The 17,341-nt window shown below is 63.6% G+C and carries 15 protein-coding genes; 3 read left to right on the top strand and 12 right to left on the bottom strand.

Annotated features, from left to right (window positions below):
- Window positions 1-182: 182 nt before the first annotated feature.
- The 4 genes from AC0L14_RS30210 to rplS all read right to left on the bottom strand — a co-directional run bounded on the left by AC0L14_RS30210 (window position 183) and on the right by rplS (window position 3,550).
- Window positions 183-818: a class I SAM-dependent DNA methyltransferase gene (locus AC0L14_RS30210; RefSeq protein WP_473525858.1), complete on the bottom strand. Its 636-nt coding sequence runs from the start codon at window positions 816-818 to the stop codon at window positions 183-185.
- 58 nt (window positions 819-876) lie between these two features.
- Window positions 877-1,692, bottom strand: coding sequence for an amino acid ABC transporter permease (locus AC0L14_RS30205; RefSeq protein ID WP_473525859.1), 816 nt, complete (start codon window positions 1,690-1,692; stop codon window positions 877-879).
- Between the two features lie 257 nt (window positions 1,693-1,949).
- The gene (locus tag AC0L14_RS30200) at window positions 1,950-2,747 is read right to left on the bottom strand and encodes a transporter substrate-binding domain-containing protein (RefSeq protein WP_029349350.1); all 798 of its coding nucleotides are present in this window, start codon (window positions 2,745-2,747) and stop codon (window positions 1,950-1,952) included.
- A gap of 263 nt (window positions 2,748-3,010) precedes the next feature.
- Complete coding sequence (rplS, locus tag AC0L14_RS30195; protein ID WP_473525860.1) at window positions 3,011-3,550, bottom strand: 50S ribosomal protein L19; 540 nt, start codon at window positions 3,548-3,550, stop codon at window positions 3,011-3,013.
- A gap of 334 nt (window positions 3,551-3,884) precedes the next feature.
- Here rplS and AC0L14_RS30190 point away from each other — a divergent pair, with 334 nt between their 5' ends.
- Window positions 3,885-4,637, top strand: coding sequence for a sulfite exporter TauE/SafE family protein (locus AC0L14_RS30190; protein WP_473525861.1), 753 nt, complete (start codon window positions 3,885-3,887; stop codon window positions 4,635-4,637).
- Here the strand turns inward: AC0L14_RS30190 and trmD are convergent.
- A complete protein-coding gene (trmD, locus tag AC0L14_RS30185; RefSeq protein ID WP_473751683.1) occupies window positions 4,619-5,317 on the bottom strand; it encodes a tRNA (guanosine(37)-N1)-methyltransferase TrmD in 699 nt (232 codons plus the stop codon). The two genes, AC0L14_RS30190 and trmD, sit on opposite strands and share 19 nt — an antisense overlap.
- A complete protein-coding gene (gene rimM / locus AC0L14_RS30180; protein ID WP_473525863.1) occupies window positions 5,314-5,913 on the bottom strand; it encodes a ribosome maturation factor RimM in 600 nt (199 codons plus the stop codon). Before rimM ends, trmD begins: the two co-directional genes overlap by 4 nt.
- Window positions 5,914-6,045: 132 nt before the next feature.
- Here rimM and AC0L14_RS30175 point away from each other — a divergent pair, with 132 nt between their 5' ends.
- Both AC0L14_RS30175 and AC0L14_RS30170 read left to right on the top strand, forming a co-directional pair.
- A complete protein-coding gene (locus tag AC0L14_RS30175; RefSeq protein WP_473751681.1) occupies window positions 6,046-6,984 on the top strand; it encodes a tyrosine recombinase XerC in 939 nt (312 codons plus the stop codon).
- A 114-nt stretch (window positions 6,985-7,098) separates the two neighbouring features.
- Window positions 7,099-8,166 carry a TraB/GumN family protein gene (locus tag AC0L14_RS30170; RefSeq protein ID WP_473751679.1) on the top strand — a complete coding sequence of 356 codons (1,068 nt, stop codon included), beginning with the start codon at window positions 7,099-7,101 and terminating at the stop codon, window positions 8,164-8,166.
- 679 nt (window positions 8,167-8,845) lie between these two features.
- Here AC0L14_RS30170 and lpdA read toward each other — a convergent pair.
- The 6 genes from lpdA to sucD all read right to left on the bottom strand — a co-directional run bounded on the left by lpdA (window position 8,846) and on the right by sucD (window position 17,300).
- Entirely contained in the window at window positions 8,846-10,252 is a 1,407-nt protein-coding gene (gene lpdA, locus AC0L14_RS30165; RefSeq protein WP_473525866.1) for a dihydrolipoyl dehydrogenase, read from the bottom strand.
- Between the two features lie 38 nt (window positions 10,253-10,290).
- Window positions 10,291-11,046 (bottom strand): SDR family oxidoreductase, encoded by a 756-nt coding sequence (locus AC0L14_RS30160; protein WP_473525867.1) that lies wholly within the window; start codon window positions 11,044-11,046, stop codon window positions 10,291-10,293.
- Window positions 11,043-11,540, bottom strand: coding sequence for a hypothetical protein (locus tag AC0L14_RS30155; RefSeq protein ID WP_473751678.1), 498 nt, complete (start codon window positions 11,538-11,540; stop codon window positions 11,043-11,045). The genes AC0L14_RS30160 and AC0L14_RS30155 overlap by 4 nt, the downstream gene beginning before the upstream one ends.
- A 374-nt stretch (window positions 11,541-11,914) precedes the next feature.
- Window positions 11,915-13,216 carry a 2-oxoglutarate dehydrogenase complex dihydrolipoyllysine-residue succinyltransferase gene (gene odhB, locus AC0L14_RS30150; protein ID WP_473525869.1) on the bottom strand — a complete coding sequence of 434 codons (1,302 nt, stop codon included), beginning with the start codon at window positions 13,214-13,216 and terminating at the stop codon, window positions 11,915-11,917.
- A 49-nt stretch (window positions 13,217-13,265) separates the two neighbouring features.
- Entirely contained in the window at window positions 13,266-16,250 is a 2,985-nt protein-coding gene (locus AC0L14_RS30145) for a 2-oxoglutarate dehydrogenase E1 component (protein WP_473751677.1), read from the bottom strand.
- Window positions 16,251-16,397: 147 nt separating this feature from the next.
- Window positions 16,398-17,300 (bottom strand): succinate--CoA ligase subunit alpha, encoded by a 903-nt coding sequence (gene sucD / locus AC0L14_RS30140; protein WP_473638580.1) that lies wholly within the window; start codon window positions 17,298-17,300, stop codon window positions 16,398-16,400.
- Window positions 17,301-17,341 lie beyond the last annotated feature (41 nt).

The following is a 17,341-nucleotide window of genomic DNA, read 5'->3' as shown; positions in this document are numbered from 1 at the left end:
CCCCGGGCGGTGGATCGGCGCGCAGCGCCGAGACGGAAGAGGGGTGCTGGCCGGAGCGCGATTGGTGCCAAGCTGGAACACCCCTCATCCGACCGAGCGGAGCCTGTCCTCGGGCTTGCCGGAGGCAAGACCCGTGGGCTCGGCCACATTCTCCCACAAGGGGAGAAGGAAGAAGGCGCCTCTCAAACCACCTCGAACACGAAGGTCTTCACCAGCGCCTCGGGCTCGGCGATCGCATAGCAGCGGAACCACGGGCTTTCCTCGACCGGCCGCCATTTTTTGTCCTGCTCCAGTTCGGCAAAGACGTCACGAAAGCCGCCGCTCTCGAACACCTGGTCGCGAACGGTGAAGATGGCATGGCCGCCCTTCTTGGTGATCCGCACCAATTCATGCAGGCCGGACGCCGGCGCGTGGCTGATGGTGAACACGCCGGTCGAGAAGAAGGCGCGGAAATACTCGTCCGGCCAAGGCAGCGGACCGCCAAGCATCGCCTGTTTCAGCTCGCTGTAGGCCTGGCGGCTGCCGGCGATGTCGAGCATTTCATCCGACAGGTCGAGCCCGGCGATGTCCTGATAGCCGAGCGCATTGAGCGATGGTCCCGACAGGCCGGTGCCGCAGCCGGCGTCGAGCAGCGGCCCCTCGCCAGATGGCACATAGCGCGCCACCCAGGCGGCGATCAGGAACGGCAGGAGATAACCGAGCGAGGCGGTTTCGCTGTCATAGGTCGCAGCCCATGCGGCATAGGCTTGCGCCAGCGCTTCCGGCGTGTCGGCCGTATAGACGGACTCCAAGGCCGCATTGGCTTTGTCGATAATCATGGATCTGCCTTCCAAAACGCGTCTGCCGCGATGGTAGCGCCGTCTTCGCCTGCCGGGGCTATTGCTCATGCTGGCGGCGCAGCCGCTTCTCTAGCGCCCGCAAGGCCAGCGACAGGCCGACCGTCAGGATAAGATAGATATAGGCGACGATTGAATAGGTCTCGAAGAAGCGGAACGAGCCGGCAGCGTAGATCTTGCCCATCTGGGTGATGTCAGCGACGCCGAGCACCGAGACCAGCGAGGAATCCTTGACCATGGCGACGAAATCATTGCCGAGCGGCGGCAGGATGGTGCGGATCGCCTGCGGAAAGACGATCAGCCGGAAACGCTGCGTGCGCGTCAGCCCCAGCGCCTTCGCCGCCTCGATCTGGCCCTTCTCGACCGCCTGGATGCCGGCGCGGAAGACCTCCGAGATAAAGGCCGAGTAGCCGATGGTCAGCGCCATGATGGCGCGCCACAGCAACGACACGTCGCGCACCAGCAGTTCTCCGAAGAGACCCGCATTTTGCAACGGCGCGGTCAGCGCGTTCCACGCCGCGACGAAGGCCGGCGCGCCGGCAAAGGCGATCCAGAACAACAGCACCAGCATCGGCACGCCGCGGATGATCTCGACATAGAAGCGAGCAATCTGGCGCAGCCAGCGCGACCCCGACAGCCCCATCAGCGCAATGCCGAGCCCGATTGCCGAGGCCAGCGCGAAGGCGACCATTGTGACGAAGACGGTGATGCCGATGCCCGTGGCGACGGTCGCGAAAACCTGGGCGTAGAGGTCGCTTGCCGCAATGAAGATGGCAGCGGCCACGGCGAGCGCCGCCGCCACGGCAAGCCACCACGGGAAGTCGGTTTTGGAGGCGGAGGATGCGGGGGTTGCCATCAAGGCGCGCCGACGAAACAACGTCGAGCCAAGTGGCCCCCCTCTGGCCTGCCGGCCATCTCCCCCTCAAGGGGGGAGATTGGCAGCCTTGACGTCGCCGCCCATTCTGCAACGCTGAAAATTGGCGAAAGCCGATGCGAAAGCCGATCTCCCCCCTTGAGGGGGAGATGTCCGGCAGGACAGAGGGGGGTGGGAAGAAACTCCGTCCGTGCGATATTCAGCGCACGGCCCTCACGCAGCAAGTGCGCCAAACCGGCTCACTGCCCCATCTTGTAGTCGAGGAACCATTTCTTGTTGAGCGCGTCGAGCGTGCCGTCGGCCTTCAGTGCGGCGATCGCTGCATTGACCGGTTTCACCAGATCCGAGCCTTTCGGGAAAATAAAGCCGAAATCCTCGGTGCCGAGCGGGCCGCCGATCAGCTTCAGCCCGCCATTGGACGCCTCGACATAGCCCTTGCCGGCAGTGCCGTCGGTCAGCACGACGTCGACGTCGCCGGTCTTCAACGCCTGCACCGTCGCGCCGAACGTCTCGAACAGTTTGATGCGCGGGTTCTGCTCATTGCCGTCGAGCACGCTGTAGACGGCGGTGTAGAAGGGGGTGGTGCCGGCCTGCGCGCCGATCAGCCCATCCTTGAAGGCGCCAAATGTCTTGGCGTCGGTGAAGCGCTTCTCATCGCCACGCACCAGCATGAACTGTTCCGAGCGCATGTAGGGGTCGGAGAAATCGACCTTCTGCTTGCGGTCGTCCTTGATGGTGATACCGGTCATGCCGATGTTGTACTGGTTGTCGGAAACCGCCTGGATCATCGCGTCCCAAGAGGTGTTCTGGTACTCGACCTGGAAATTGAGCCGCTTAGCGATCTCGTTCATCGCGTCATATTCCCAGCCGATCTGCTTGCCGGTCTTGGCGTCGATGAACTGCAATGGCGGATAGGCGTTCTCCGTCACCACCACCACCTTCTTGCCGCCGAGATCGGGAAGCGCCTGCGCCAGGGCGGCGACCGGCGCAAGTATCAGAGCCAACAGGCCGGCCAACAGCAGTTTCGATTTGGTCATGGTACACCCCGAGAATTTGAACGGCCTCGACATGGTCGAGGCTTGCAGGAAAATCCGGCGCCGACTTTAGCTTTCCGCAAGCGCCTTGCAAGCCGGCTCGATGCGCCGCTTTGCGCGAAAATGAATTCCCATGCTTTCACCAAACGATTACGGAACGATCCGTTTCGATTGCGGACCGACGCGCCCGGCAAAATCGAATCCATCCCGCGAAGCAAAAAAGGCGGCCGAAGCCGCCTTTCCGAAATATGGTTGTTGAAGACGCCTTATTCGGCGGGAGCGGTTTCCGCGGCCTTGGCGGCCTCGTCGGCGGCCTTCTTCTCGGCGGCGTCCTGCGCCGCCTTCTCGGCGGCCAGCGCCTGGGCGGCGGCAACCTTCTCGGCCTCGATGCGGGCCTTTTCGGCGTTCAGCAGATCACGCTCTTCGTCGTTGAGCTTGCGGGCGCGCACGCCGGTGTTTTCCGAAATACGGGCCGACTTGCCGCGACGATCGCGCAGGTAGTAAAGCTTGGCGCGGCGCACCTTGCCGCGGCGCACGATCTCGACGCCCTCGACCATCGGCGAAAAGACCGGGAATACGCGCTCCACGCCTTCGCCGTAGGAAATCTTGCGAACGGTGAAATTCTCCTGGAAGCCGGCGCCGGCGCGGGCGATGACGACGCCCTCATAAGCCTGGACGCGGGTGCGGGTGCCTTCGGTCACGCGGACCTGGACGCGCACGGTGTCGCCGGGCTGGAATTCGGGAAGCTTGCGCTTGGCTTCGATCTTGGCGGCCTGTTCGGCCTCGAGCTGACGGAGGATATCCATCTCTACAAATCCACTTCTTGTTCTTCCGACAGTCAGAGCGTCCGGCACTCGCCTTGCAGTTGCATTGACCGCTCGGCTATGCCCTTTGTTCGAGACCGTCTGGGTTCGAGAACATCGGGCAGGGGCGACTACACCGTCATTGTTGACGGGTCCGGCAGATTGTTCTTCCGGTTCGGCGCGCACATACAGCTATTTCGACGCTTTGTCACGCCTTCGCCGTGTCTTTTTTGGTAGTTGGCCGACATTGCAATCTTTCAGCGCAGGGGTTGCGTCGAAGGCCCAAGCTTTTTAAGCCGGGTAAAACGTGACTTTCCTCCGGCGGCAATATCCCTCCATGCCAGTTCTCGATGCGGCCCTGCTCTTTTTCGCGGGCTTTCTCTCAGGCGCCGTCAACGCCATAGCCGGCGGCGGGACGTTCATAACCTTCGGCGCCATGTCGCTGGTCGGCTTGCCGCCGATCGTCGCCAACGCCACCTCGTCGCTGACACAGTTTCCCGGCTACATCACCTCGACGCTCGCCTACTGGTCCGACATCAAGCATTTCTGGCGCACGGCATTGCTGCTCGGCCTTATCTCGGCTTTCGGTGCACTGACCGGTGCACTCATCCTTCTGGCGCTCGACAATCCGTCGTTCCGCGTCCTGGTGCCTTGGCTGCTGCTGGCGGCGACCGCGCTGTTCGCCGCCGGGCCGTGGCTGAAGCCGGCGCCCATGCCGGGACATGAGGCCGCGGTGGGTTCGCTGGTCGGTTCCCTGGCGCAATTCGCCACCGCCGTCTATGGCGGCTTCTTCGGCGCCGGCATGGGCGTCATGATGCTGGCGACGCTCGGCCTCACCCAGGCTGGCGACTATCACCGCCTGAACGCGCTGAAGAACATGTTGGCCGTGGTCATTGCGGCAGTAGCCATCCTGGTCTTCGTCTCCGGCGACGTCATCGCCTGGCCGCAGGCGATCGTCATGATACCGGGCGGCGCGCTGGGCGGCTATGCCGGCGTCTGGATCGCCAAGCGCGTGCCGCAAATTGCCGTGCGCGGCTTCGTCGTCGGGGTCGGCGTGTTCCTGGCCTTTTACTATTTCACCAGGGGGTGAGCAGCTAACAGGTCCGGCCGCCGCTCCTTCGTCAATTTTTCCGACTCGGCGCGCCGCCAGGCGGCGATCTTCCTGTGATTGCCGGAGGTGAGAACCTCGGGGATTTGCCGGCCCTCGAATTCCTGCGGCCGCGTGTAGTGCGGATGTTCGAGCAGGCCGTTTTCAAAACTCTCTTCATCGCCCGACACCGCGTTGCCCATCACGCCGGGCAACAGCCGCACCACGGCGTCGAGCAGCACGAGCGCCGCCGGCTCGCCACCGGACAGGATGAAGTCACCGACCGAGACCTCCTCCAGTCCCCGCGCCTCGATAACCCGCTGGTCGACGCCCTCGAAGCGGCCGCAGACGATCACCGCGCCAGGCCCGGCGGCCAGTTCGCGCACGCGGGCCTGCGTCAGCGGCTTGCCGCGCGGGCTCATCAGCAGGCGCGGGCGCGGATCACCCGCCGGCGAGGCGTGGTCGATGGCGCTGGCCAGAACATCGGCGCGCATCACCATCCCGGCGCCGCCGCCGGCCGGCGTGTCGTCGACGGTGCGATGGCGATCGCTGGCGAAATCGCGGATCTGGATTGCTTCCAGCGACCACGTGCCGGCCTCCAGCGCCCGGCCGGCCAGCGACAGGCCGAGCACGCCGGGAAACATCTCGGGATAGAGCGTCAGCACCGAGGCGGAAAAACTCACCGGTTGCCCCCGGCGTCCTTCGGCCCGCGCGGCCTGCCCTTCGGGTCGAAACCATCGCTGCCGGGAGCATCGCCGTCTTCGTCATCGATCAAGCCCGCCGCCGCCGGATCGATGCGGAGGAAGCCCTCTTTGATCGACACGTCAGGCACGGCAGCCTGCGTGAACGGAATCAGCACGCCTTTGCGCTCGCCAAGCGTCACGTCGAGAATGTCGCCGCCGCCGAAATTATGCACGGCAACGACCTTGCCGATGTCAGCACCGGTATCGTCCCGGACTGCCAGCCCGACGAGATCGGCATGATAGAATTCGTCCTCTTCGCCGTCGTCCGGCAACATCGAGCGATCGACGAACAGTTCCGTGCCGGCAAGCGCCTCGGCGGCGTTGCGGTCGCTGATGCCCTTGAAGCGCACCACCACGACGTTATTGGCCGGCCTGATGTCGACGATCTGGAAGGCGCGGCCGTCCCTGGCATAGAGCGGCCCGTAGTCGGCCAGCGCCAGCGGATCGCCGGTGAAGGTTTTCACGCGCAATTCGCCCTTGATGCCGTGGGCGGCGCCGATCACGGCCATCTGGACAGGGTTTTGCGGTTTGGTCATCGGTGGAAAAATCCTTTGGCCTTGCTCTAGCTCCACCCTCTTGTCATTTCAATGACGCGGCTCTTCACAGCTTCCTAACCCGGCTGCCGGAAGATGGCCCAGAATGGAAGAGCGGCATATCGGAAGAGCGCAATGCAGGAATTCCTTATCCCGGCCAAGCCAGACCTTCTGGCGGCCCGCGAAAGCTGGCTGAAGATGCTGGCGCGCGAACGCCGGCTGTCGCCGGAAACCGTGGAAGCCTATGAGCGCGACACGCGCCAGTTCCTGCACTTCCTGACAAGCCATTGCGGCGGTTCGCCCGGCATTTCGGATATCGCCGATCTGCGCCCTGCCGATCTGCGCGGCTTTCTCGCTGCCCGCCGCGCCGGGGGCGCCGGCGCCCGCACGCTCGGACGCGGGCTCGCCGGCATCCGCTCACTGCTGCGTTTTCTGGAGCGGCGCGGCCTCGTCAATGCGGCGGGTGCTGCGGCACTGCGCGCGCCACGGCAGCCGAAGTCGCTGCCCAAGCCGCTGACGGCAAGCGATGCGAAACACGTCGTTTCGGTGGAAGGCCAGCTGGCCGAGGAGCCGTGGATCGCTGCCCGCAACGCGGCCGTGCTGACGTTGCTTTACGGCTCAGGTCTGCGCATTTCCGAGGCGCTCGGCCTGCCTGGCGCCGATCTGTCGGCCGCCGGCGATAAGGTGCTGCGCGTCACCGGCAAGGGCGGCAAGACGCGGCTGGTGCCGGTGCTGCCGGTGGCGCTGCGGGCGATCGCCGAATATCGCCGGCTCTGCCCCTATCATCTCGATCCGAAGGGCCTGCTGTTTCGCGGCGCCCGCGGCGGCCCGCTCAACCCGGCCATCGTCCAGCGCGACATGGCCAAGCTGCGCTCGGCGCTCAATCTGCCCGACACCGCCACGCCGCACGCCTTGCGCCATTCCTTCGCCACGCATCTGCTTGGACGCGGCGGCGACCTGCGCACCATCCAGGAATTGTTGGGCCACGCCAGCCTGTCGACGACGCAGATCTATACCGGCGTCGACACCGCGAGGCTGCTCGAAGTCTATGAAGCGGCCCATCCGCGGGCGTAACCGACGCATGATTTCGCAACGTTGCAGCCAGGATATGAGCCGTGGAACAATGTCCGAGACAATTTTGCTGCGCCAGTTAACCGTTTCGCCGTTCTTTGTCTCTAAAAAGCGGCCATGAAACGCGTCATTATCATCGCCGACCGCACGGCCCTTGCGTCGTTGAAGCTGCTCGTGGCGCTCAACGTCCTGTTTTTTCTCTCTTTCCTCATCATCGCGCTGCTTGCCGCCGGCAAGGCGCGCGCCGAAACCCCGGTCTGCGCCGGCGCCGACATGCTGTCGGCCTTGCAGAAGGACGACCCCGCCACCTACCGCAAGATCGAGACGGAAGCGGCCGCAACACTGAACGGCAAGGGCTTGTTGTGGAAACTGGAAAAGGCGGGCGAAAGGCCGTCCTTCCTGTTCGGCACCATGCACATGACCGACCCGCGCGTGACCACGCTGCCGCCCGCCGCGCAAAAGGCGTTTGACGCCGTCGACACCGTCGTCATCGAGACCACGGAGGTGCTCGATCAGCAGAAGATGATGGCGGCGTTCCTGAACGAGCCGGAGCTGATGATGTTCACCGACAGCACCACGCTGTCCTCGCTGCTGTCGCCGGACGATGCGGCGGCAATGAACAAGGCGCTCGACGCACGCGGCATCCCGCCGGCCAGCGTCGCCAAGATGAAACCGTGGATGCTGTCGACCATGGTCGCGCTCCCGGCCTGTGAACTGGCCCGCCAGGCCGGCGGCGCGCCGGTGCTCGACATCAAGCTCGCGCAGGACGCCAAAGCCGCAGGCAAGGCCGTCGATGGGTTGGAGACCGTCGCCGACCAGCTTCGCGCCATGGCCTCGCTGCCGCTCGCTTTTCACATGAAGGGCCTCGTCGACACATTGAAGCTCGGCAACAGGGTGAACGACGTCAACGAAACCATGATCGTGCTTTACCAGCGCGGCGACATCGGCATGCTCTGGCCGCTGTTTCGTGCCGTCCTTCCCGGCGGCGAAGACGATTCGGCGGGCTATGCCGCCTTCGAGGAAACCATGATCACCCGCCGCAACAAGGTGATGATTGATCATGCCGGGCCGATCCTCGCCAAGGGCAACGCCTTCATGGCGGTCGGCGCCTTGCACCTTCCGGGCGCGGAAGGTCTGGTCGAAGATTTCCGCAAGGCCGGCTACACCGTCACTGCCGTCGACTGAGTTGCACGGTCGAGTTGCAAACCCGGCAAGACGTGATTCGGGGCGATGCCTTTCCCGAATCACGGAAAGCTTGTCTCAGTACAGGAAGGTCGAAAGGTTTGTTTTGGCTCGATCGCTGCGAATTTTGCGAGTAAAGTGCGTGCGGACAAACGATTCCCGGCGAAGATTGCCCTGTTTTCGGCGTTTTCGATCGCTAGCGTGAAACCTGTTCGACGATTGCGCGTTGATGTGTGTTGATTGATACTTTTCATCCCACGGAGGACACTTTTATGGCGAATCCAAACGACCCGTACACCACTCCGACCCCCCCTCCCAAGTCGGGTGGCGGCAGCACCGGCTGGCTGATTGCCCTGGTTGTCGTTATTCTGGCTATTGTCGCTTATTATGTTTTTGGAAGAAGCGGTGAGGCGCCAGCGCCCGCTGAACCGCCGGCCGCAACCACGCCGGCCCCGGCGCCAGCGCCCGCTGAACCGACGCCTGCTCCGGCAGAGCCTGCGCCAGCTCCGGCACCCGCAGAGCCTGCTCCGGCGCCTGCCCCAGCACCTGCTCCAGCGCCTGCTCCGGCGCCCGCACCAGCCCCGCAGTGATCGGCTGCTGACTCCAAATATGAACGGCCCGCTGAAAAGCGGGCCGTTTTGCTTTGAGCCGTCAGATGGCTGCCGGAGTAGCTTGGGAAGGCCTACATGTGGATCGGCTTGAAGAAGGTCGCTAGTGCCGCTTCCTTCACCGCTTCCGACATCGTCGGATGGGCGTGGCAGGTGCGGGCAAGATCTTCCGACGAGCCGCCGAACTCCATCAGCACCGCCGCCTCGTGGATCATCTCGCCGGCGCCGAAACCGACGATGTGGACGCCGAGCACGCGATCGCTCTGCTTGTCCGCCAGGATTTTCACGAAGCCGTCTGTATGCAGCATGGCGCGCGCCCGGCCATTGGCGGTGAACGGAAACTTGCCGGCCTTGTAGTCGATGCCTGCCGCCTTCAGCTCTTCCTCGGTCTTGCCGACCGAGGCGATTTCCGGACTGGTGTAGACGACGTTCGGAATCACCTCGTAATTCACATGGCCGGCCTGGCCGGCGATGATCTCGGCCACCGCCACCCCCTCGTCCTCGGCCTTGTGGGCAAGCATCGGTCCGGCGATGACGTCGCCGATGGCGTAGATGCCGGGGATATTGGTGTTGAGATGGCCGTCGGTCTTGACCCGGCCACGCTCGTCGACCTCGACCCCGGCCTCCTTCAGCCCGAGACTGTCCGAATAGGCCCGGCGTCCCGTCGCTATCAGCACCGCATCCGCCTCGATCGTCTCGGCCGCGCCGCCCTTGACCGGCTCGAAGGTTACGGTGGCGCCCTTCTTGGCCTTGGCGACACCGGTCACCTTGGCGCCGAGCCTGAATTCTATGCCTTGCTTGGACAGCATGCGCTGGAACTGTTTGGCGACCTCGCCGTCCATGCCGCCGAGAATGGTGTCGAGGAACTCAACGACGGTCACCTTGGCGCCGAGCCGCGCCCATACCGAGCCGAGCTCCAGCCCGATGACGCCGCCGCCGACCACCACCAGATGGCCCGGCACCTTGTCCAGCGACAGCGCGCCGGTCGAGGACATGATCACTTTCTCGTCAAAGTCGACCTTGACCCCCGGGATGCCCGTGACGTCGGAGCCGGTGGCGATGACGATGTTCCTGGTCTCGATCTCCTCGACCTTGCCGCCCTCGCCGGTCACCGACACTTTTCCGGCGGACAGGACCTTGCCGGTGCCGCGAAAGCTGTCGATCTTGTTCTTCTTGAACAGGAAGGCGACGCCGTTGACGTTGGACGCCACCGTCGCGTCCTTGTGCGCCATCATCTTTTCCAGGTTGAGCTTGGGCGCGCCGATTTCGACGCCCAACGTGTCGAAGGAATGACCAGCCTCGGCGAATATCTCGGACGCATGCAGCAGCGCCTTGGACGGGATGCAGCCGATATTGAGGCAGGTGCCGCCGAAGGTCGGGTTCTTCTCGACCACCGCCGTCTTCAGGCCGAGCTGTGCCGCCTTGACGGCGCAGACATAGCCGCCTGGTCCCGATCCGATGATAACGACGTCATAAGCCATGATTTGTCCTTCTGGTCTGCACTCAGCCTTGGCTGGGATTAGCGGCCGCCGCCCACTTCCAAATTCGCGCCTGTCGTATAGGACGCCCCATCCGACAGGAGCCAGAGAATTGCCGCGGCGACCTCTTCGGTGGTCCCCGCCCTTTGCATCGGCACGCCGTGACGCATCCTCTCGACGCGATCCGGCTGTCCGCCGGAGGCATGAATTTCGGTATCGACAATCCCTGGGCTTACTGCGTTGACGCGAATGCCTTCGCCGGCCACCTCGCGCGCCAGGCCGATCGTGAAGGAATCGATCGCGCCCTTCGAGGCAGCGTAGTCGACATATTCGCCTGGCCCGCCAATTCTCGCTGCAATCGAGGAGACATTCACGATGGCGCCGCCCTTGCCGCCATGGCTGGTCGACATGCGCTTCACCGCTTCGCGGGCACAGAGCATGGAGCCAATGACGTTGATGCGCATCATGCGCTCCAGCCTTGCTCCGCTCATTTCGTCGACACGCGCCCTTATGTCGACGACGCCAGCATTGTTGACGAGCGCGTCGAGCGGCCCGAAGGCATGATCGATCCTCTCGAACATCGCCTGAATATCGGCCTCGCTGCCGACGTCGCCCTTGATGGCCAGCGCTTCGCCGCCATCCTGCTCGATCGCCTCGACAAGTGCCGCAGCGGCGGCCTCGTTCGAGGCATAGTTGATCGCGACGCGGTATCCAGCCTTGGCGGCAAGCCTGGATGTGGCAGCGCCGATGCCGCGGCTGCCGCCGGTCACCAGCAGCACTTTTTTGGCCGCGCTCATTCCTGACAGCCCTTCAATGAGAAAACATCCCACGGCACCTTCGAAAACCCGTTGGCGCCATAGGCGGCCGACATCTGCAGCGACGGCCCGAGGTCGGGAAAGATCAGGGTCTTCGGCGCTTCGACGCCTTCGGCCGGCAGCAGAGCGATGTTGCCCTTATCGTCAGCACTGTAGACGACGCCCTCCCACAGCGTGCAGGCGGCGAGCTCGTCGCCGGTGACGTCGCCTGTCGGGCATTTGTACATCAGCGAACCATGCGGCCGCGCCACGCCTTCCGTCCACATGACGATCCCGTCGAGCACGACATCGTTATCGAGCACCATCTTGAAGGTGTTGGTGACCACAGCCGACCCGCCGGTCGGCCTGAAATCGATCTCGGCCGCACCTTCGGCATCGCCATAGACGGCGAGTTCCAGCGGGCAGGCGGCGAGAGGCGCGAAGGTCGTGAACAAAATCGCGAATGACCCTGCTACACCCCCGACAGTGGACGACATGGCGCTTTGCATCAGGGCGATCGAATTGATTTTGAAATGAAGAGCATTGTCAGGCAAAGCAAGAGACCGCCGGAACCAATCAACCAGAACGGCAAGCTGTCGAGAACGTAGCCGAAATCGGAGCTGTCACCATTCTCGGCGTAGTGGTGATATTGAAAATAAAGTCTCATGCTCCCTAGAGCTAGAAGCACCATTCCAACGCTCAATGAGGCCGATCGGCATTTTAGCAAACCCATGGTCACGCCATCAGCCTAACCCGGAACCATGATTTCCGTGGATGCTGCTGCGGCTTCCATTCAGCTTTTCCTTCATAGTGAACCAAACGAGCGCCCCGGCGAGACCCTAGGCGGGATTGCCTAGGGAGGGAAATCCGATCACAGATCGAGCACCAGCCGCTCCGGATCCTCCAGGCTTTCCTTGACCCGGACCAGGAAGGTCACCGCTTCCTTGCCGTCGACGATGCGGTGATCGTAGGAGAGCGCCAGGTACATCATCGGCCGGATGACGATCTGGCCGCCGACCACCACCGGCCGCTCCTGGATCTTGTGCATGCCCAGAATGCCCGACTGCGGTGCGTTCAGAATCGGCGTCGACATCAGCGACCCGTAAACGCCACCATTCGAGATGGTGAACGTGCCGCCCTGCATGTCGGCGACCGACAGCTTGCCGTCTCGCGCGGCGATGCCCAGCCTGCCGATATCCTTCTCGATCTCGGCGATCGACATCTGGTCGGCGTCGCGCACCACCGGCACGACGAGGCCTTTTTCGGTGCCGACGGCGACGCCGATATGGGCGTAGTTCTTGAAGATGATGTCAGTGCCGTCGATCTCGGCATTGACCGAAGGGATTTCCTTCAGCGCATGGGTGACGGCCTTGGTGAAGAAGCCCATGAAGCCCAGCTTCACGCCGTGCTTCTTCTCGAACACATCCTTGTATTTGGTCCTGAGCGCCATCACCGCGCTCATGTCCACCTCGTTGAAGGTGGTCAGCATGGCGGCGGTCGACTGCGCTTCCTTGAGGCGGCGCGCGATGGTCTGCCGCAGCTTGGTCATGCGCACGCGCTCTTCGCGCGACGCGTCATCGGCCGAGGACGGCGCACGGGCGGCGACCGGTGCAGGCGCCTTCGGCGTTTCGGCCGGTTGCGATGGCGCGCCCCTGGCGATCGCATCGAGCACGTCGCCCTTCAGCACCTGGCCGCGCTTGCCGGAACCCGAGACCTGGTCGACCGCGAGATTACTCTCGGCCAGCAGCTTCGCCGCCGCCGGCGCCGGCGGCATCGTGCGCGCCTCGATCGGCCCGGCATCGCCGGCGATCTTGGCGGTCTCGGCCGCGGCTTGCTTGACACTGGATGCGGCGGTCGGCGCCGAGGCCTGCGATACCGCGTCCTGCTTTGGTTCGGGAGTTGACGCCTTCGCGGGTGCTGCCGCTTTTGCCCCGTCGCCCGCCGAAATCATGCCGAGCAAAGCGCCGACCTCGACCGTCTCGCCCTCCTTGACCGCGATCTCGCTGAGCGTTCCTGCGGACGCGGCCGGCACTTCCACCGTTACTTTGTCGGTCTCGAGCTCGACCAGCGGTTCGTCGGTGGCGATCGCGTCGCCCACCTTCTTGAACCATTTGCCGATGGTCGCCTCGGTGACGGATTCGCCAAGAGTGGGGACGCGGATTTCGGTAGCCATTGTGCCTGTCCGTTTTCTGTCTGTTCTGTTCTATTCGCCCAGCTTTGTTCTATTCACCGAGCGCGTCTTCGAGCAAGGCGGCAAGCTGGGCGAGATGCTTCGACATCAATCCGGTCGCCGGCGACGCCGCGGCCGGCCGGCCGGTATAGCGCACCCGCTGATGCTTCGCGTCGATATGCGCCAGCACCCATTCCAGATACGGATCGATGAACGACCAGGCGCCCATATTCTTGGGCTCCTCCTGGCACCACACCATCTCGGCGTTGCGGAAGCGTGACAGTTCGGTGATCAGCGCCTTGGCCGGGAACGGATAGAGCTGTTCGACGCGCAGCAGATAGATGTCGTTGATGCCGCGCTTCTCGCGCTCCTCGTAGAGGTCGTAATAGACCTTGCCCGCGCAGAGCACGACACGGCGGATCTTCGAATCCTTGGTGAGCTTGATCGCCTGGCCGGGGAGCTGCTGGGCATCGTCCCACAACAGCCGGTGGAACGCGCTTTCGCCCGACATCTCCGGCAGCGTCGACACCGCCCGCTTGTGGCGCAGCAGCGACTTCGGCGTCATCAGGATCAGCGGCTTGCGGAAATCCCGCTTCAACTGCCGCCGCAGGATGTGGAAGTAGTTGGCCGGCGTCGTGCAGTAGGCCACTTGCATGTTGTCTTCGGCGCAAAGCTGCAGGAATCGCTCGAGCCTGGCCGACGAATGCTCCGGCCCCTGGCCTTCATAGCCATGCGGCAGCAGGCAGACGAGGCCCGACATTCTGAGCCACTTGCGCTCGCCCGACGAGATGAACTGGTCGAACACCACTTGGGCGCCGTTGGCGAAATCGCCGAACTGCGCTTCCCAAAGCGTCAACGCCTTCGGCTCGGCCAGGCTGTAGCCGTATTCGAAGCCGAGCACGGCCTCTTCCGACAGCATCGAGTTGATGACCTCGAAACCGGCCTGCGCCGCCGACAGATTGTTGAGCGGAATGTAGCGTGTCTCGTCGCGCTGGTCGTAGAGCACGGAGTGGCGTTGCGAGAACGTGCCGCGCTCCGAATCCTGTCCGGACAGCCGGACCGGGTTGCCGTCGAGCAGGATGGCGCCGAAGGCCAGCGCCTCGGCCGTAGACCAGTCGATGCCTTCGCCCGACTCGATCGCCTGGCGGCGATTCTCGAGAAAGCGCAGGATCGTCTTGTGGGCCTCGAAATCCTTCGGCACCTCGGCCAGCTTCTTGCCGATTTCCTTCAGCGTCTTGACCGGCACGGCGGTCTTGCCGCGCCGCTGTTCGTCCAGGTTGTCGGCCGTGCGCAGGCCCGACCAGGCGCCATCCAGCCAGTCGGCCTTATTGGGCTTGTAATGCTGGCCGACCTCAAATTCCTGCTCGAGATGTGTCCGCCAGTCAGCCTTGAGCTTGTCGAATTCGGCTTGGGTGAGGTGGCCTTCGGCGATCAGCCGGTCGGCATAGATCTGCACCGTCGTCTTGTGGCGACGGATGTTGCTGTACATGATCGGCTGGGTGAAGGCCGGCTCGTCGCCCTCATTGTGGCCGAAGCGACGGTAGCAGAACATGTCGACCACGACAGGCTTGTGGAACTTCATGCGGAATTCGATCGCCACCTTGGTGGCGTGGACCACGGCTTCCGGATCGTCGCCATTGACGTGGAAGATCGGCGCCTCGATCATCTTGGCCACATCCGACGGATAGGGCGACGAGCGCGAGAAGCGCGGATTGGTGGTGAAGCCGATCTGGTTGTTGATGATGAAATGCAGCGTGCCGGCGACGCGGTGGCCGCGCAGGCCCGACAAGCCGAGGATTTCGGCAATCACACCCTGGCCGGCAAAGGCGGCGTCGCCGTGCAGAAGCAGCGGCAGCACCTTGGCGCGTTCTTCCAGCGGCACGATCTCCTCGCGGCTGCGGCCGAACAGAGAGTCCTGCTTGGCCCGCGCCTTGCCCATCACCACCGGATCGACGATTTCCAGATGCGAGGGATTGGCGGTCAGCGACAGGTGCACCTTGTTGCCGTCGAATTCGCGGTCCGACGAAGCCCCGAGATGGTACTTCACGTCGCCCGAGCCCTCGACCTCGTCGGGTGCGGCCGAGCCGCCCTTGAACTCGTGGAAGATGGCGCGGTGCGGCTTGGCCATCACCTGGGAGAGCACGTTCAGCCGGCCGCGATGCGCCATGCCAAGCACGATCTCCTTCATGCCGAGCTGGCCGCCGCGCTTGACGATCTGCTCCAGCGCCGGGATCAGCGCCTCGGCGCCGTCGAGGCCGAAGCGCTTGGTGCCCTTGTACTTGACGTCGATGAACTGCTCGAAGCCTTCGGCCTCGACCAGCTTCTGCAGGATCGCCTTCTTGCCGGTGGCGGTGAAGGAGATCTCCTTGTCGGTGCCCTCGATGCGCGCCTGGATCCAGGCCTTCTCCTCGGGATCGGAAATATGCATGAACTCGACGCCGAGCGTCGAGCAATAGGTGCGGGTCAATATGTCCAGCATCTGCCGGATCGTGCCGAATTCGAGCCCGAGCACATTGTCGAGGAAGATCGGGCGATCGTAATCGACGGCGGTGAAGCCGTAATTTTCCGGCGACAGCTCGTTGTAATCATCGAGCTTGGCGATGCCGAGCGGATCGAGATTGGCGTGCAAATGGCCACGCATGCGGTAGGCGCGGATCATCATGATGGCGCGCACGGAATCGCGCGTCGCCTGATGCACGTCGGCGTCGGAAAGGGTGACGCCGTTCATCACCGCCTTGTGCTGGACCTTCTTCTCGATGTGCTTCTCGACGATGCCCCAATCGCCGTCGAGCGCCGACACCAGCTCGCCATTGGCCTGCAGCGGCCATGAGGGCTTGGCCCACGAGGCGCCCTTGGCATTCTTGCGGACATCGCCGGCGTCGTCCTTCAGCGCCGCGAAGAAATCCCGCCATTCGGGATCGACTGAAGAGGGATCGTCCTCATAGGCGGCGTAGAGCGCGTCGATATAATCGGCATTGCCGCCATAGAGGAAAGAGGTAAGCGAAAATTGGTCGTTGGCCTGATCTTGTCTTGCCATTTTTTTCCGCGGAGCCTGGCTCCGTCTCCTTTTCCGAAGGGGAGTAAGGGAATAGGAGAGTAGGGCAGTAGGGAAAGTGGCAATTGTCGCCACTCGTTCCGTTCTTCCTATTCCCCTACTCCCATACTGCCCTACTCCCTTACTGCCTTAACCCTTAATCGCTTCGACCAGCGTCGTGCCCAGCCGGGCCGGCGACGGCGATACCTTGATCCCGGCCGATTCCATCGCCGCGATCTTGTCTTCCGCGCCGCCCTTGCCGCCGGAAATCACCGCGCCTGCGTGGCCCATGGTGCGGCCGGCCGGGGCCGTGCGCCCGGCGATGAAACCGGCCATCGGCTTCTTGCGGCCACGCTTGGCTTCGTCCTTGAGGAACTGCGCGGCGTCTTCCTCGGCCGAGCCGCCGATCTCGCCGATCATGATGATCGATTGGGTCTCGTCGTCGGCGAGGAACATCTCCAGCACGTCGATGAACTCCGTGCCTTTGACGGGGTCGCCACCGATGCCGACGGCGGTGGTCTGGCCGAGGCCGACATTGGTGGTCTGGAACACAGCCTCATAGGTAAGCGTTCCCGAGCGGGAAACAACGCCGACCGAGCCCTTGCGGAAGATGTTGCCGGGCATGATGCCGATCTTGCATTCGTTGGGGGTCAGGACGCCGGGGCAGTTGGGGCCGATGAGCCGCGATGTCGAGCGGTCGAGCCGCGCCTTGACCTTGATCATGTCGATCACCGGGATGCCTTCGGTGATGCAGATGATCAGCGGGATCTCGGCTTCGATCGCTTCCAGGATCGCCTCCGCGGCGCCGGCCGGCGGCACATAGACAACGGAAGCATTGGCACCGGTCGTTGCCTTGCCTTCGGCAACCGTGGAAAAGATCGGCAGGCTCTCGCCCTTGGCACCAGTCCACGTCTCGCCACCCTTCTTGGGGTGGATGCCGCCGACCATTTTTGTCCCGTAATAGGCCAGCGCCTGCTCCGTATGGAACGTGCCGGTCTTGCCGGTCAGGCCCTGCACGAGGACCTTGGTATTCTTGTCGACGAGAATGGACATGGTGGTCCTTTTTACAAACCGTTGATGGAGGAAGGCTGCGC

Source organism: Mesorhizobium sp. WSM4841 (genome assembly GCF_055811515.1).
Note: the sequence above shows the minus strand (reverse complement) of the source record. Positions and strands in the feature narration are given on the sequence as shown.

Excerpts from the sequence above, each read along its gene's own strand:
- AC0L14_RS30210 (WP_473525858.1), bottom strand. The coding sequence starts at position 818 with ATGATTATCGACAAAGCCAATGCGGCCTTGGAGTCCGTCTATACGGCC.
- AC0L14_RS30205 (WP_473525859.1), bottom strand. The coding sequence starts at position 1,692 with ATGGCAACCCCCGCATCCTCCGCCTCCAAAACCGACTTCCCGTGGTGG.
- AC0L14_RS30200 (WP_029349350.1), bottom strand. The coding sequence starts at position 2,747 with ATGACCAAATCGAAACTGCTGTTGGCCGGCCTGTTGGCTCTGATACTT.
- rplS (WP_473525860.1), bottom strand. The coding sequence starts at position 3,550 with ATGGATATCCTCCGTCAGCTCGAGGCCGAACAGGCCGCCAAGATCGAA.
- AC0L14_RS30190 (WP_473525861.1), top strand. The coding sequence starts at position 3,885 with ATGCCAGTTCTCGATGCGGCCCTGCTCTTTTTCGCGGGCTTTCTCTCA.
- rimM (WP_473525863.1), bottom strand. The coding sequence starts at position 5,913 with ATGACCAAACCGCAAAACCCTGTCCAGATGGCCGTGATCGGCGCCGCC.
- AC0L14_RS30175 (WP_473751681.1), top strand. The coding sequence starts at position 6,046 with ATGCAGGAATTCCTTATCCCGGCCAAGCCAGACCTTCTGGCGGCCCGC.
- AC0L14_RS30170 (WP_473751679.1), top strand. The coding sequence starts at position 7,099 with ATGAAACGCGTCATTATCATCGCCGACCGCACGGCCCTTGCGTCGTTG.
- lpdA (WP_473525866.1), bottom strand. The coding sequence starts at position 10,252 with ATGGCTTATGACGTCGTTATCATCGGATCGGGACCAGGCGGCTATGTC.
- AC0L14_RS30160 (WP_473525867.1), bottom strand. The coding sequence starts at position 11,046 with ATGAGCGCGGCCAAAAAAGTGCTGCTGGTGACCGGCGGCAGCCGCGGC.
- AC0L14_RS30155 (WP_473751678.1), bottom strand. The coding sequence starts at position 11,540 with ATGTCGTCCACTGTCGGGGGTGTAGCAGGGTCATTCGCGATTTTGTTC.
- odhB (WP_473525869.1), bottom strand. The coding sequence starts at position 13,216 with ATGGCTACCGAAATCCGCGTCCCCACTCTTGGCGAATCCGTCACCGAG.
- AC0L14_RS30145 (WP_473751677.1), bottom strand. The coding sequence starts at position 16,250 with ATGGCAAGACAAGATCAGGCCAACGACCAATTTTCGCTTACCTCTTTC.
- sucD (WP_473638580.1), bottom strand. The coding sequence starts at position 17,300 with ATGTCCATTCTCGTCGACAAGAATACCAAGGTCCTCGTGCAGGGCCTG.